Origin of the sequence: Paracrocinitomix mangrovi (assembly GCF_019740355.2) — a bacterium.
Classification (GTDB): domain Bacteria; phylum Bacteroidota; class Bacteroidia; order Flavobacteriales_D; family Crocinitomicaceae; genus Paracrocinitomix; species Paracrocinitomix mangrovi.
On the sequence record NZ_CP091819.1, the window covers coordinates 3,383,615 to 3,398,950 of the forward strand.

The following is a 15,336-nucleotide window of genomic DNA, read 5'->3' on the forward strand; positions in this document are numbered from 1 at the left end:
TAAATGTCTAAACCGGAACAAAATAACGAAGTAAAACTCAAGTCCTTTTTTAGCGAAGAGTATAAGTCTTTAAAAGCTTATGTCAACTCTAAAATCGCTGAAACTACAGACAGAGATGCTGAAGATATTTTGCAAGATGTGGCTTTGAAATTGTTTTCTAGAAACAATACTTCTCCAATTCAAAATGTAGCTGGTTTTGTCTACAGTGCTATAAGAAATAGAATTGTGGATATAATGAGGTCCAAAAAACCACAAACTACGCATCAAATTGAATTAGAGAACCATCCATTTGATTTGATAGAATCTATTGAATTTAATGATGATGAAGCTTATTCTGAAAAGGTTCAGCACGAATTGAAAAAGGCTATTTCTAATCTAAAGCCAAAGTACAGACAAATAATTATGGCAATAGATTTTGAAGGATATTCTTACAAAGAATTGTCCGAGCAATTTGAAATTCCAATAGGAACTTTAATGTCCAGAAGACACCGAGCATTGGCATTACTTCACAAACAATTAGCAAGTAAAAACTTTAAATAAAAAGAAAATGGAAGATTTTTTTAAACACAAAATGAGATCTAAAAACCCGGCAGTTATCGCCGGAATTGTACTACTGATTATAGTTGCAGTTATTGGTTTTGCAGCCTTGTTTGGCTTTGTTGTAATGTGGTTGTGGAATTGGTTGATGCCTGAGATTTTTGGCTTGCCAATCATAACGTTCTGGCAAGGAGTTGGAATTGTAATTCTGTCTAAAATATTGTTTGGTGGCTTTGGTGGCGGCGGAAGCAAAGGCAAAAAGCATCATAAAGGACACAAAAAACACAATGATGGAAATGATGACTTTTCTAAATGGAAACATTATGGTCAGTTTTGGAAAGAAGAAGGAGAAGAAGCATTTAAGGCTTATGTGGCAAGAAAAGGAGGTGATGTAAACTTGTCTGCAGAAGAAGAGTAAATGAAAATCCTTGTATTTAAAACAAATATCAATACTTCTGTTGATCTGGAAATGGTTGATGCTTACTTAAGTGACCATACACTGATAGATGATTGGTCTGTTGATATTGAAGATATAGATAAGGTACTGAGAGTGGTTTCTTCCTCCCATTTAATTGCAGATGAAATCAACCATTTAATCAATGGTTTGGGTTATCAATGCAGTGAATTATCAACTTAATTTTAATTTGTAATAGGGGTAGTTTTGATTTGGATTGTCTTCTAATTGAACTGACAATTAGTAAAGATGAAAACAATCAAAACTATTCTTATAATACTTGCTTTATCAAGCACTTATTCCTGGTCGCAATTAACCCAAACAGTCAGGGGAACAATTGTAGACTTTGATACAAAAATTCCAATAATAGGAGCCAAAGTAATCATTGTTGATACTGATCCAATTAAAGGGTCTGTTTCTGACATCAATGGAGATTTTAGGTTAGAAGAAGTTCCTGTTGGAAGAATCAATTTAAAAATCACCAGTGTAGGCTATCAAGAAATTTATTTGCCTAATGCATTAGTAGAATCTGGCAAAGAAAAAGTACTTCAACTTCAAATGATAGAGGATATTAAAACACTATCAAAAGTTGAGGTTTCTGCCCAAAAAGACAAATCAGAGTCTATCAATAAAATGGCTACTACTTCTGCCAAAACCTTTACAGTTGAAGAAACAAGTAGATATGCCGGATCTTTCAATGACCCTGCAAGGATGGCATCCGGATTTGCAGGTGTTACCGGAAATCCTGAAGGGGATAATGATATTGTAGTACGCGGTAATTCACCAAGAGGAATTTTGTGGAGATTAGAAGGGATTGATATTCCAAATCCTAATCATTTTGCCAATACGGGTGGAACCGGTGGTCCAATTTCAGCATTAAATGGATCAATGTTGGCTAACTCAGACTTTTTCAGTGGAGCATTTGCTCCTGAATACGGAAATGCCCTTTCTGGTGTGTTTGATGTCAATTTCAGATACGGAAACAATGAAAAAAGAGAGTACAATTTCTCCATTGGAGCATTAGGTGTTGATGGAACTTTAGAGGGTCCATTTAAAAAAGGATACAGAGGATCTTATTTGGTGAATTATAGATATTCTTCAATTGGATTACTTGACAAATTGGGAATCCTTGATTTTGGAGGAATTCCTATTTATCAAGACGCCGCATTCAAAGTGCATCTACCTACCAAAAAAGCCGGTACTTTCTCATTAATAGGAATGGGTGGAATCAGCCATATTCTGGAATCTTATGCACCCTATGAAGATACTATTTGGACCTATGATTTTGGCGCAAACTTGGGAGTAGTTGGATTAAAGCATACTTACATTTTTAATGAAAAGGCTTATCTAAAAAGTTATGTAGCTGCATCTACGTCATCCAACTTTGGAGAAGGAAGATACATCAGAACGGATAGTTCCTCTTTGTTTGATGCAGAAAAGGATTTGTATAGAGATAATCAACTGAAGGGGCAAACCATCTTTAATTACAAATTGAACAAGAAAAACTTGTTTCAAGTGGGAGCTACCTACACTCGTTTCAACTATAGATATTTCTATGAAGATGATTACGACAATCAAGATGGGATAATGAAAAGATGGTTGGATGCTGATGGATCAGCAGATATGATTCAATCCTTTGTTAGTTGGAAGTACAGAATCAACCAGGATTTGACAATGGTTTCAGGTGTTCATCACACACAATTCTTTTTAAATAATAGCTATGCAGTTGAACCAAGAGTTGGATTAAAGTACAACATGCATCCAAGACACAGCATCTCATTAGGCGCAGGAATGCACAGCAGAATTGAGAGTATTTCAACCTATCTGTACAATGAAATTCAGTCAGATGGATCATACAAAACATTGAATAAAAATCTGGGTCTTTCAAAAAGTGTACATACAGTGGCCGGATACAATTTTCAATTGTCTGATAACATGTACATCAAAACTGAATTGTATTACCAGCATTTATACAATTTACCTGTAGCAAATGACTCAAGTAGCTATTTCTCTTTGGTAAATTCTTCTGCCGGAATTCCGGATGTAGAACTGGTAAATAAAGGTACTGGAAGAAACTATGGAGTTGAATTGACTTTAGAGAGATTCTTTAACAACGGATACTATTACCTATTAACCGGATCATTGTACAAGTCTGAATATAAAGCATTGGACGGTATCACCAGAAGTACAAGGTTTGATGCCGGCTATGCTGCCAACTTATTGTTCGGAAAAGAATGGTCTTTTGGTAAAAAACAAAACAAAGCATTTGCCATCAACTCAAAAGTTTCTTTGATTGGTGGAAACAGATACACACCGGTAGATTTAGAAGCATCAAAAGATGCAGGATACACCATTTTTCAAACAGATAAAGGATTTTCAGCAAAAGGAGATAATGTATTTATCTGGAATTTAGGATTGACGTACAGATGTGACATGAAAAGAGCGACACACTCTTTCAAAATTGATGTACAAAATCTTACCAATAATCAGGCACGCATAAGAGAATGGTATAGCAATACAACTCAGTCTTTAGAGTACGACACGCAGTTGTCCATTATACCAAATGTTGTCTACAGCATCAAGTTTTAATCATTAATAAAGTAATCATGAAAAAGATCATAATTTTTATCATCATGTATGTAATGGCTTTGGCTGCCATTGCACAAGAAGACAGTACAATGGTACGTCCGGCACAAGTCACATTTTTTTACCCTTTGGGAACCAATGGAACTTCAACAGCCTACACCAATAACTTTTCATTCAACATTTTGTATGGAGTAAATAATGGCGTAAATGGAGCTGAAATTGGAGGTTTAGTGAATTCTAATTTGGGTCATGTTAATGGATTACAAATCGCCGGATTGGCCAATATGAATGCTAAAGCAGCTAACGGAATGTTGATTGCGGGAATTGGGAATTTTGTAAAAGACACCAGTAACTCATTGGCCTTTGCCGGAATTTCAAATGTGATAGGAGGGAATGCTTTTGGAGCTCATGTTGCCGGAATTTCCAATACAGTTAACGGAGACTTTTTAGGAGGTCAAGTAAGCGGAATTGTAAATGTGGTGAATGGAAATACTAACGGAATTCAGGTAGCCGGAATTACAAATGTTTCAGCAGGTGATATGCAAGGAGGACAAGTATCCGGCATCTCAAATATTGTAAAAGGGGATTTAAGTGGCGCCCAAATTGGTTTAATAAACAGAGCTGCAAATGTTAAAGGATTTCAGTTGGGATTGATCAATATCGCCGATTCTGTTTCAGGTGGTGTTCCACTTGGTTTGTTCAGCTTCGTAAAAAAAGGTTATCACTCTCTTGAATTGGAAGTAGGTGAGGCCATTTATGCCAATGCGAATTTTAAAATGGGAGTTGACAGATTATATACGATTTATAAGTTTGGTTATACCATGAATGGCGCAAATCAATACTGGTCGTATGGGTTGGGTTTGGGTTCTAAAATTAACGTGGCCAAAAATCTGGATATGTCTTTTGATTTGACAGGAAATCACATTGTTAAGCAAACGTTCAATCCTAATGTTGATTTGTTGGCAAAATTTGATCTGAAATTGAGATATAACATTGGTAAACATTTCACAGTATTTGCAGGGCCTTCAGTCAATGGATATTTTTCAGAACATGACATAGACACTGAAACATCTGCACTTAAAGTTCCATATTCAATTCATACCTGGAATTGGTGGAATGATGAAGGACAGTCTTATTTGTGGATAGGAGGAAATGCCGGAGTAGCGGTCAACTTTTAAATCTTTTTTACGTCATATGCAATGGGTCACTTTAAGTGACCCATTAATTTATTTTACATGACTACTACAATCCAATTCCGATTTTTCGGACTCATTTTCTTTATGCTATTTTTTAAGCTGGATATTTCAGCACAACAGTTGAGTATTTCCATTCAAAACAATGATACAATTAACACAACTTATGCAGGAATAGATGATGCCGATAGTTTATATTATGCCGGCTATACTATTGTGAATCCCAGCAATAATCACCGAAAAATGGTTCAAATTTTTCAATTTGATACAACCGGAGTTTTAACGCAGGCTTTTGAATCTTCAGCTTTAGACCCTAATTACTCAATTAGTTTGATTACAATGATGGCTGAGAATGATGGTTCGGTACTGGTAGTAGGAGAGTATAATCCGAATAACAGTACTCCTTATAAACCTGTAGTATTTAAGTTAAGCGAAAACGGTTCAGTTCTGTGGGCGAAAGTGATTGATTTGGCAGGAATATTTCAACCGAAATTAGCGAAATTGGGAGACGGAACAACATTGTTTACTTTTAAATATAATGATGGTTCTCAGCACAAATATTTTTGTAAAATAGACCAAAATGGAAGCTTTAGTGATTTTTATTTTTTGAATTTACACTGGTTAAATCCAATTAAAATTTTGCCAAATTCAAGCAGTTTTGATATCCTTTTCCATGAAGGAACATTTGCTAATATTGAGAATGATTTTTCTCAAATAAACTGGCAAAAAAAATACCATTCAGAAATTGGGATTAATTTCAGTCGTACCCAAAACGGAGATTATATTTTTTTTACAACAAAAACTGCATTTCCGGGATATATGAATGTATTTAGAACAGATGATTCAGGAAATTTAATTTGGGCTAAATATATTGAAGCGTGGGAAGGTCAAATTCAAATTCAAACCTCAATTTTTGATATTGTAGGTATAAACTATATCCAGGAAAACGAATTTGGTAATATCGTAGCGAGTGCCAATAGCGAGGGTGGGTTAAATGGATCTTTAAAAGTTGAAATAGATCAAAACGGAAATGTTTTAAAGGTTTCCAAATCAACTTCTTATAAAGAAGTATTTGAAATTTTAGATGATAAATTTTTGATAAAGTCTGGATTGGAGAGTTTTGCATCTGTGAATACAGGGGATATAATTTTTGAAAAAAGAAGGATTGAAGATGTATTCCCATGTGATATAGAGATGTCATACTTTACAGTGGAAAGTTCAGATTCGCTGTTGTCATTAGATTCTCTTGAGTTAACACCATCATCCATGTTTAATGTGTTAGATGTTGATTTGGTATCAAGTGCTTTTTCACCATTGGTTAGTGATGGATGTGATTTGACAAGTCTAAATTCCAATACTTTTGACCTTGAACTAGATGATATAAAAGTTTATCCTAATCCTGTAAAAAGAAATATATATATTGAATTATCTGACATTACTGATATAAATGATTTTGTAGTGTATGATTCACAAGGCAAAAAAATTCAGCTTTCATATCAGTTAACAGAGGGGGTAATTGTTTCAGATTTATCTCACTTATCTAATGGATTATATGTTTTAGAAATTACGCTAAAAAATAATGAATTAGTCAGAAGAAAAATTGTGATTCAGAATTGATTCCTAGTTCAAATCAACCAATCCATTTTTAATGGCATAAATAACCATCCCAACCCTTGATTTTACATCAAGTTTTTCAAATATGGATGCGCGATAACCATCAATGGTTTTTACACTTAGGCACATCTTGTCTGCTATCTGCTCATAAGTGTCTTCTGAACAAGCTAAATTCAAAAAATCCAATTCCCTTTCAGTTAGTTTAAAAGCTTGATCGGTTTCATTTGGAAATCTAATTGATCTAACCAATTGAGCAGTAATTTTCTCATTGTAATGGAAACCTTTGTGAACCATGTTTTCTATTGCCTCTTTAAGTTCACTTTGTTCAACATCTTTGCTTATATAGCCATTGATTCCTATGCGTAACATTTTTATTAATGATTCATCATCATCATTCATGGTGATAATTAAAATCTTGATTTCGGGATGCTCAGCAATTAACTTTTCAGCTGTTTTATAGCCATCCATGACAGGCATATTAATATCAAGTAAAACAATATCCGGTAAGTTGTTGGAGTCAAGTAATTCAAATAGATTTTTACCATTTTTTGCTTCCAGCATTACTTCAAAATCACTTGAGGTGGAATGTATCAACTCAATTAATCCACCTCTAAAAAGTTGGTGATCATCTACTACGGCGATATTAATTTTATTACTCATCTTTTATGGCTAAAGTTATTGTTGTTTTGGTTCCTTCTCCCACTTTACTGTTGATATTCAATTTGGCACCAATCATTTCACATCTCTCTTTCAAGTTTACCAGGCCGGCTCCTTTTTTCGGAGAAGAAATATCAAAGCCTTTTCCATTGTCTTTTATCTCCATTTTAAAGGAATTATTTTCACTTGCAATCTCTAAATAGGCATTTGAACAGTCGGCATGTTTAACAATATTGTTGAATATTTCCTGGAACATTCTGTAGATAAAAATGCTTTGTTCTTGATTTATTAAAATTGGTTTTGAACTGATATTGGTTTCAATTTCCATTCCTCCTATGGTTTGATATCTGTTGACATCCTTTTTAATCATTTCTAGTAAACCAAAGCGATTGAGGTTTTCAGATTTTAAGCTGGTAGAAAGTGATTTAATTTCTGTGATTAAGTCATTCAAAAGCTCCTTTAAATCTGTTATTTTTTGCTGATTGCTGGGATTGTCTTGTACTAATAAATTCAGTTGAATTTTTATTAATGAGGCCAGTTGACCCAGATTATCATGTAGTTCTCTGGAGATGTTGCTTAAGGTTTGCTCCTGAATTTCAATTTTAGTTTGCAAAAGTTCTCTTGCAAATTCTTCTCTTTCTTTTTGAAATGCTTTTTGCTTTTGTTGATACCTGAATATAAATATCAGAATGAATGCGATCAACAATCCCATTACTAAGGTCCCTGCAACAATTGGGATAATAATGTCTTGATTATTTATATCATTCATTTTTTGTGCTGAGGTTTAAATGGATGGCTAAAAAATAACAAGAATAGAGGAATATATTTCCCATCCAAATTAACCAATATACCCAACTTGCCATTGTTGCGGTAGGATAAAAGACATTGAAAACAGAAAATATGGTAAATGTCAATCCATAAAAGACAAAGTTTCCTGTATTTAACCAAAACATTGGTTGTTTTGTCAATGACACTTCTGAAGGGTGTTTTAGCATTTGTAAATACGAAAACAAAGCCAAAGAAATTGATTGAAGTCCATGTAGCATTAAGCTGTGAGAAGGAAAAGTATTTATTGGTTGTACAAGAACACTGTTGAGTATACAAAGCGTTAAAAATACAGCTGAAATACCAATGATTATTGAATTACTTTTTTTGTTATTGTAGCTCAGCTTTGTGTAAATCATTGCATTTAGAATGATACTAACAACAGCGATTATGTGATATAAAGGAAAAGTAGTTGCAGCAAACAAATAATAAAACCGGCTTAAGGTTTCGCTAATGAATGTGTATCCCACCAATAATACCAAAAGCTTGTAAGAGTTACTAAGCTTTTTAAAATGTACCAATCCCCAAACAAGGGTGACAAAAAGTACAATGAGGTAAATGATAAAACGGGTACTAAACATATGGGATTTAATGAATGCAAGGGTGTGGTTCAATACACCCTTGCATTAAAATTTATTTAATCAAATCACTGTGATTGTAACAAGCAGAAGGGCAAGGATCACAATACTCTCTTGCCGGACCACAAACCTGAATTTGCTCATCTAATATTTCTTCAATTTTTGCAACTGCCAGGCTAATAAATGGGTTGTTGAAAGTGGTGATTTGTAAATCTTTCTCCCTGATCATAGGAATTAATATAAATTGATCATTTTTATTTTCATCTGTTACCGTTGCATTCAAACCAAGGTCAATGATGTCGTTATTATCTAAATGATATCCTTTTATCTTTTCATTTTTAGAATTAAAAAATTCGGTATTTGAAATATTTTGAAAATAATCTCCATGTCTGTTTATTAATACGGTAGGAGGGATAGGTTCACCCAGAATATTTTCGCAAAAAGTTATTGTTTTTGTTGTGATTAATTGAGGTAAGTGCAGCACGTCACTATTGGCAATTTCATTTTCAGTTAGATCTGTAACCAATGTGCAAAGTTTAGCATCTTCGCCTTCGCCTTCAAGGCACCATAGTAAATAAATGCCATTAGATCCTATTGAGGAATTTAATGTTTCTCTAGTATAAACATAACCGGTGATTCTATTGCCTGAAATTCTTGTGTGATTTGCACTTCCGTTATTCACGTGGTCTTTTAAAAGCGGTTTAGCCTGCGCTTTAGTTAATGGAGTCATAGCTTTAATTTTTAGTTCACTCAAATCTAAGTACTCATTTTAAAAGAAGCTGCTTTTAATCAACAGATTCGGGGTTTTTCTTTTTAGTAAGGGGATTTTTCCTAATTGGATTTGGGGGGATGTCCTCTTGATGTAATTGTTTGTTCTATAGAGATTTGTCAAAACAAAAAATTAGAATTATGGCTACTGAAAATGATGCGATTAAAACAAAAATCGAACAGAAACAAGAAGAATTAAAAACTAAAATTGAAGCTTTAAAAAGTAAAGCAGAACAAGAAATTGACGATTTAGAAGAACCGGACACTGGTGGGACTTTTGGTGCAGTGACAAATGTGAGTATTGATGTGAAATGGAGAATGACTTCCATCAAGTTTGATATACCAAAATTTTCAATGGAAAGAGAGACAATTAAGTTTGATGTCCCCCAAGTGAAGATGGAATTAGAAAAAATCAGCTTTGATGTACCTGCTGTTAAAATGGTAACTAAATGTGCATTTAAAATTCCTGAATTCCATGGTTTAAAAATCTATTCGAAATGTGTTTATATGGATGTTCCGGAAACATATTCTAAAAGAATAGAATTCAAAACTGATATTCCAAAATTCACTTCAAAACGTGTTGAAATTAAGTTTGACAAACCTGTCGTGAGGATGGAAACTATTGAAATCAAACTTCATTTACCACAGTTTTTTGTAAAGTCTGTTGATGTTGAAATAAATGAATATTCTGAAAAAGCCCAGCAGATAAGTAATGAACTAAGTGCAGACGTAAATGAGTTGACTTCAAAATTTAAAACCGAAATGGATGCAGAGCTTAAAGAAGAAGTGAAATCATTGTTTGAAGGAATGAGAAAAGATTTGGTCGATTCAAGAAAATTAGTTTGTAGTAATTACGAAAATGCCATTTCTCAAACCAAGACATCTATTAAAAGATTAAAGGAAGCAAATGCTGTTGAAAGGGTTAAAGAATTAGAGCAAAAATTGGCAGGAATAATTGCTGATTTTGACAAATCACTCAAAGAAATTGATTCAAATCTGGAAGAACTTGCAAAACAAGAGACTGAGGCTTTTATGAATCTAAAAATGAGTGCTTAAATCATTAATTATGATGAGGCTAATACTTATAGGGTCACTTTCTTTAATCAGTTTGAAGAAAGTGACCGCTCAGGAAACTATGACACTTCAAGGGAAAATTGAAGGTACTGAAGAGATTAAAAAATTAAACCTCAAAGATCAGAAGATTCAAATTCCGATTAAAACTGATGTCAATGGTGAATTTTCAATTCAAATTAAAGACAATAAGGTAAAATCAATTGAATTTAAAACTGACGATAAAACACAGTTGACGTTACCAAATTTGTATTACGTGTGTACTTCGCATGATCCTCATTGTAAAGGTAAGGACAAAACAAAATTGGAGAAAGATCACGGTGTAGATGAAGTTTACAATTACATTTTTATAACACAGTAATGAGAAAGTTATATTTCACCGCGATATTTTTAATTGCAATATATTTTGTGATTGGCGGAATTGCAGTTTTAATGATTCAAGAACGAATTGAGTTACTTGATGAAATGACAAAAACTGACATTGTAAATGGTTCAGAATTGCCTATTAAAATTCAAATTCTTACTGAAGATATTGCTTTTGAATTAGAGAAAATCAAAAACTTCTATCCATTATATGATAAGTCAGGATCTACCATTTTTCAAATCATTTTATTAATGTCTTTTGGGTTGTTGGGTGCATTGTTGCGGATTGTACTTATGCATATCAGAAAACAAATTGATTTCAAGACTTCATCATACATTTTTACATTACCACTTTTAGGTGTGCTAACCGGATTATTGGCAATTGTTTTATCTGAAATATTGCCAGATTTTGAGCTTAAATCAGGAAATGACAAGTTCTTTTTTGCTATGTCTTTAATGCTGGGGCTATATGCAAAAGAAGTATTTACCTTGATTGAACAAAAATTACCCGGTAATCTTCCAGATCAAGTTTTAGAACCTGAAAATGATGTAGCCCAAGAGGATTTAAATGAAGATTTACCTGCACAGGACGACATGCAAGAAGGATTAGCTCAAGAAATAACCCAAAACGAATAATTTAATCATCTTTTACAATTGGCTTGTCTCATTAGATTATGCATAGTAATCGGTTAAGGAAGGTGTAGCAGACAGCCTGCAATTTGTAACAGGATGGTACAAAAATCCCCACTTAATTTAAGTGGGGATTTATTTTATTGAATAATAACAGATCTCATTGATCCTGAAGCAAATGCCATCTCTTCATTAAAAAAGCTCAATTTGTCTTCCTTGTCTTGTAATGCAAGTGTGTACAATAATGGCCAATAATGGTCAGGTGTAGGAATTGATAAAAGAGCAGATTTACCTAAATCTTTGTACTTGATCAATGATGCGTGATCCTTTTTCTCAATCAATTCTTTAGACTTTTGGTCAAATTCTAATGCCCAATCATAAGGAGTTGGATTCTCTGCAAAAGAGGCCATTCTTAAGTTGTGCACTATGTTTCCGCTACCAATTATCAGTACTCCTTTTTTTCTTAGGGCTGATAATTCTTTAGCAAGATCATAATGAAATTGCTCACCTTTTGAATAATCCAAACTCAATTGAAAAACCGGAATATCAGCTTTGGGATACATTTTTACCAAAACACTCCATGTGCCGTGGTCCAACCCCCATTCATGATCTAAATCTACTGTTGTTGAAGTAATGATTTTCTTCGTTTCTGTTGCATATTTAGGTGCTCCAGGAGCGTTGTATTCAACATCAAATAGCTTTTGAGGAAATCCATAAAAATCGTGAATCGTCTTAGGCATTTCCATGGCAGTAACCTTGGTTCCTTTTGTTAACCAATGAGCCGAAATACAAAGGATAGCCTTTGGAGTAGGCATGTCTTTTACTGAAGCAGCCCAACCTTGTGTAAAACTGTTATCTTCAACAGCATTCATTGGATTTCCATGACCAACAAACATGACCGGCATTTTTTTGGTAGTTGGCAGGTCATCAGTTAACTTCTTTAATCCTGATAATTTCATAGCTACAGGTGTTACGGCAAGTAAGCCTAATGATTGTATAAATTCTGATCTTTTCAATTTAAAAATAATTGGTTGATACAAAGTTAAATAAAAATACATGTTTAAACATGTAAATTAACATAAAACTAACTTTTCTACTTTTAAATCATTTCCAAAAGCTCTGTATGAAATTACTATCAAGTAAAATAGATGATTGAGCATAATTCTAATTGTAAGGTTTGTTAATTTAGTATTCTCAATACAAAGTATAACAATGGAATTTACTTTAAAAGCAGTTGCTAATGCCACCGAAAAAGGAACCGTTCAAGTTGGTAAAAATCAAATAGAATTTGGAATTACTTCTGACAGTGAATTACCAAGTCCTGCGGATCTTTTAGTATCTGCTTTTGCTGCTTGTTGCTTAAAAAATGTGGAAAGATTTTCAGAATTCCTGCATTATCAATATGAGTATGCAGAGATCAGTGTAAACGCAATTAGAGCAGAGAAGCCACCAATGATAGAAAGTATTTCGTTTGATTTAAAAGTGAAATCTTTGGGTGGTAAAATAAATGGAGACTTACTTTTGAGAAATCTTGAAAAATTTGGCACTATTTATAACACTCTGAACAAGGTATGCACTATTAATGGTTCCATAGAAATTATTGAGTAGTGCATTATTTTGCCAACTTCAAAATTCTAAATGCACCTCTTAGAACTATTAGAAAAACTAACGTTCCAATGATTAAATCAGGAAGTTTGTCAGATAAGATACTTACCAGGATACCGGCAATTATAACCCCGATATTTATAATAATGTCATTGCTTGTGAATATCATACTTGCTTTCATATGAGCTTCTTCAGATTTGGACTTTTGCAATAAATAAAGACAGAGCCAGTTGGCTAAAAGTGCAAAAACAGAAACAATAATCATTGTGGAGTATTCAGGTATTCGATCTTCCAAAAAATATCTTCTAAAAACTTCTAAAACTCCTATTAAAGCCAATCCAATTTGGATATATCCACTTAATCGAGCAATTTTTTTCTTTTTAAAAACTGCAGATCCAACAGCAAACAAACTTAAACCATAAACAAATGAATCTGATAACATGTCTAAACTATCAGCCACCAAACCCATTGATTTGGAAATTAGACCAAAAGTCATTTCGACAACAAAAAATAAAAAATTGATAAGGAGAACCTGCCAAAGTAATCTAGATTGCAATTTATCATCATTGACAATAACTTCATTTGTTTCTTGGGTATGAACCAATTCAGTATCTAAGGCAAGTGTTTCAAGTGATTTTAATATTTCTTGTTCATCCCCTTCATGGTAAATTGAAAGTTCCCGAGCTTCAATATTAAATACCAGATTTGAAATCGAATCATCTTCTTCTAGCTTCAAACGAATTAAATTTTCCTCTGAAGGACAATCCATTTTCTTTATATGGAACATACTTTTTTTCACACTGTCAAAGTTAAAGTATAACTTTATTCAAAATTGAATTAAATGAGAGTAGTTGTTTTGGTTTTCCTCACTTCTTTTATGATTTCTTGTAATTCTAGCAATGAAAAGGATGTTGATGTTGAGGAAACAAATTATATTGACATCAATGTAGAGCACGCCGGTGAACTCAAAAAAATAATGCATAAAAATGATATTTCTGCTCATGCAAAACTTTCAGATTTTAATGGAGAAAGTCACCTTTACGCTTTAGGCGCAGTAGAAGGATTAAAAGGTGAGATATTAATTCTGGATGGTGTTCCATATATCTCTTCCGTTAATGGAGATTCACTAAAAATTGACAACTCATTTGATTACAATGCATCTCTATTGGTTTACGCCTCAATTGAAGAATGGCATGAAAAAGACATTCCAGATGATGTAAAAACTTATGCTGATTTAGAAGAATTTGTTGCTTTTCAAGCTGAATTATCCGGTATTAATATGAATAAACCTTTTCCTTTTATGTTAAAAGGTGTTGCGGATACTTTGAATTGGCATGTGATCAACTGGCCCGAAGGTGATACAATTCATACGCATGAGAAACATGTATCTTCAGGACTTAATGGAACATTTACTTCTATTGATACCGAAATCTTAGGTTTTTATTCAGATAGTCACCATGGAATTTTCACACATCATTCAACCAATATGCATCTACACTTTTTAAGTGATGACAAAAAAAGGTCGGGTCATCTGGATGATTTATACCTGGGTAGTGAAGTGAAATTGCTTTTACCTGTGACGAGGAAATAAAATATCTATTTTCAATTAATTGGTATTCAGTGTTTAATCTGCTTAATGGCTGTCAAACGCTAAATTAGAATCATTTTAAATTTTAACCCTTTTTAAAATCCCCGCGTTATCAATAGTAGAACCAGCTACTGCTCCATGAAATATACATTGATAATTTTACTCTTTCTCCCAACTGTTTTATTTGGTCAAAAACCTTCTGATTTGGAATTGTGGACGGGAGGAACAGTCAACTTTAAATTCAACAAGCTTTTGTCACTTGATGTAACAGAGCAAGTTAGATTTAATAACAATATATCTTCCTACAAAAAGTCATTTACACAAGTTGGGCTCAAAATTAATTTACCCAAAGGATTTGGCATAGTACCGGCTTACCGTTTCAATGTTGAAGCTGGAGGAGTGTTAGATCATAGATTAAGTTTAGATGGGACTTATAAGTGGGATAAAAAGGGATTTCCTTTAACCGTAGGTTACCGTATGAGATTTCAACATAAGTTTATCGACACCAAAACTTATTGGCGGAATAAAGTCAAGTTAGGCTGGAAACTTTCTAAGTTAGTGGATCCTTTTATGGCGTATGAGTTGTTTTTTAGATTCAATGGTAAAAATGAATTCCGTGTGTCAAGGTTTACTGTTGGATTAGATTGGAGAATCACCAAGAGATTTTATGTGTCAACCTACTACAGGCTTCAAGACGACATTTTTGTAAAAAATCCCGAAAGGCAGCACATCATTGGTTTGATGTTGGATTATAAATTCAGACCTAAGAAAAAATCAAATCAGTCCAGTATTGAATGATTGGATTAAACTCTTACTCCAATTACCCTTCGACAGGCTCAGGATAAACTGCTTAAATAGATGTTCGAA

Annotated in this window: 18 protein-coding genes; 12 read left to right on the top strand and 6 right to left on the bottom strand. The window is 33.5% G+C overall.

Translation table 11 applies throughout. The features are described 5' to 3' along the window. Window positions 1–3 precede the first annotated feature (3 nt). The 6 genes from K6119_RS15215 (at window position 4) to K6119_RS15240 (ending at window position 6,387) form a co-directional block, all read left to right on the top strand. Window positions 4–540, top strand: a complete 537-nt coding sequence (locus K6119_RS15215; protein ID WP_221833046.1) for an RNA polymerase sigma factor — start codon at window positions 4–6, stop codon at window positions 538–540. Window positions 541–547: 7 nt separating this feature from the next. Beyond that, a complete protein-coding gene (locus tag K6119_RS15220) occupies window positions 548–955 on the top strand; it encodes a hypothetical protein (RefSeq protein ID WP_221833048.1) in 408 nt (135 codons plus the stop codon). Next, window positions 956–1,174 carry a hypothetical protein gene (locus K6119_RS15225; RefSeq protein ID WP_221833050.1) on the top strand — a complete coding sequence of 73 codons (219 nt, stop codon included), beginning with the start codon at window positions 956–958 and terminating at the stop codon, window positions 1,172–1,174. Between the two features lie 66 nt (window positions 1,175–1,240). Continuing rightward, window positions 1,241–3,580, top strand: a complete 2,340-nt coding sequence (locus tag K6119_RS15230) for a TonB-dependent receptor (RefSeq protein ID WP_221833052.1) — start codon at window positions 1,241–1,243, stop codon at window positions 3,578–3,580. Window positions 3,581–3,597: 17 nt separating this feature from the next. Beyond that, the gene (locus tag K6119_RS15235; RefSeq protein ID WP_221833054.1) at window positions 3,598–4,755 is read left to right on the top strand and encodes a hypothetical protein; all 1,158 of its coding nucleotides are present in this window, start codon (window positions 3,598–3,600) and stop codon (window positions 4,753–4,755) included. Window positions 4,756–4,812: 57 nt separating this feature from the next. Beyond that, on the top strand, window positions 4,813–6,387 hold the full coding sequence (locus K6119_RS15240; protein WP_221833056.1) for a T9SS type A sorting domain-containing protein: 1,575 nt from the start codon (window positions 4,813–4,815) through the stop codon (window positions 6,385–6,387). Between the two features lie 3 nt (window positions 6,388–6,390). Here the strand turns inward: K6119_RS15240 and K6119_RS15245 are convergent, their stop codons facing one another. Genes K6119_RS15245 through K6119_RS15260 form a run of 4 tightly spaced genes read right to left on the bottom strand, consistent with a single transcriptional unit; the run spans window position 6,391 to window position 9,174 of the window. Continuing rightward, a complete protein-coding gene (locus K6119_RS15245) occupies window positions 6,391–7,044 on the bottom strand; it encodes a response regulator transcription factor (protein WP_221833058.1) in 654 nt (217 codons plus the stop codon). After that, window positions 7,037–7,810 (bottom strand): sensor histidine kinase, encoded by a 774-nt coding sequence (locus tag K6119_RS15250; protein ID WP_221833059.1) that lies wholly within the window; start codon window positions 7,808–7,810, stop codon window positions 7,037–7,039. Before K6119_RS15250 ends, K6119_RS15245 begins: the two co-directional genes overlap by 8 nt. Then, on the bottom strand, window positions 7,803–8,447 hold the full coding sequence (locus K6119_RS15255) for a hypothetical protein (protein WP_221833062.1): 645 nt from the start codon (window positions 8,445–8,447) through the stop codon (window positions 7,803–7,805). The genes K6119_RS15250 and K6119_RS15255 overlap by 8 nt, the downstream gene beginning before the upstream one ends. Before the next feature lie 52 nt (window positions 8,448–8,499). Next, on the bottom strand, window positions 8,500–9,174 hold the full coding sequence (locus tag K6119_RS15260; RefSeq protein ID WP_221833064.1) for a hypothetical protein: 675 nt from the start codon (window positions 9,172–9,174) through the stop codon (window positions 8,500–8,502). 179 nt (window positions 9,175–9,353) lie between these two features. Here K6119_RS15260 and K6119_RS15265 point away from each other — a divergent pair, with 179 nt between their 5' ends. The 3 genes from K6119_RS15265 to K6119_RS15275 are packed head-to-tail and all read left to right on the top strand — an operon-like array spanning window position 9,354 to window position 11,282. After that, window positions 9,354–10,268 carry a hypothetical protein gene (locus K6119_RS15265; RefSeq protein WP_221833066.1) on the top strand — a complete coding sequence of 305 codons (915 nt, stop codon included), beginning with the start codon at window positions 9,354–9,356 and terminating at the stop codon, window positions 10,266–10,268. A gap of 10 nt (window positions 10,269–10,278) precedes the next feature. Further along, window positions 10,279–10,644, top strand: a complete 366-nt coding sequence (locus tag K6119_RS15270; RefSeq protein ID WP_221833068.1) for a hypothetical protein — start codon at window positions 10,279–10,281, stop codon at window positions 10,642–10,644. Next, window positions 10,644–11,282 (top strand): voltage-gated chloride channel family protein, encoded by a 639-nt coding sequence (locus K6119_RS15275; RefSeq protein ID WP_221833070.1) that lies wholly within the window; start codon window positions 10,644–10,646, stop codon window positions 11,280–11,282. Before K6119_RS15270 ends, K6119_RS15275 begins: the two co-directional genes overlap by 1 nt. 134 nt (window positions 11,283–11,416) lie before the next feature. Here the strand turns inward: K6119_RS15275 and ygiD are convergent, their stop codons facing one another. Then, window positions 11,417–12,292, bottom strand: coding sequence for a 4,5-DOPA-extradiol-dioxygenase (gene ygiD, locus K6119_RS15280; protein ID WP_237828036.1), 876 nt, complete (start codon window positions 12,290–12,292; stop codon window positions 11,417–11,419). Between the two features lie 196 nt (window positions 12,293–12,488). Here ygiD and K6119_RS15285 point away from each other — a divergent pair, with 196 nt between their 5' ends. Next, entirely contained in the window at window positions 12,489–12,884 is a 396-nt protein-coding gene (locus K6119_RS15285) for an OsmC family protein (protein ID WP_221833071.1), read from the top strand. A 4-nt stretch (window positions 12,885–12,888) separates the two neighbouring features. Here the strand turns inward: K6119_RS15285 and K6119_RS15290 are convergent, their stop codons facing one another. Continuing rightward, window positions 12,889–13,680 (bottom strand): cation efflux transmembrane domain-containing protein, encoded by a 792-nt coding sequence (locus tag K6119_RS15290; RefSeq protein WP_221833072.1) that lies wholly within the window; start codon window positions 13,678–13,680, stop codon window positions 12,889–12,891. Between the two features lie 42 nt (window positions 13,681–13,722). Here K6119_RS15290 and K6119_RS15295 point away from each other — a divergent pair, with 42 nt between their 5' ends. Further along, complete coding sequence (locus K6119_RS15295; RefSeq protein ID WP_221833073.1) at window positions 13,723–14,472, top strand: acetolactate decarboxylase; 750 nt, start codon at window positions 13,723–13,725, stop codon at window positions 14,470–14,472. Between the two features lie 135 nt (window positions 14,473–14,607). Next, window positions 14,608–15,267: a DUF2490 domain-containing protein gene (locus K6119_RS15300; RefSeq protein WP_221833074.1), complete on the top strand. Its 660-nt coding sequence runs from the start codon at window positions 14,608–14,610 to the stop codon at window positions 15,265–15,267. The last annotated feature ends 69 nt before the right edge of the window (window positions 15,268–15,336 follow it).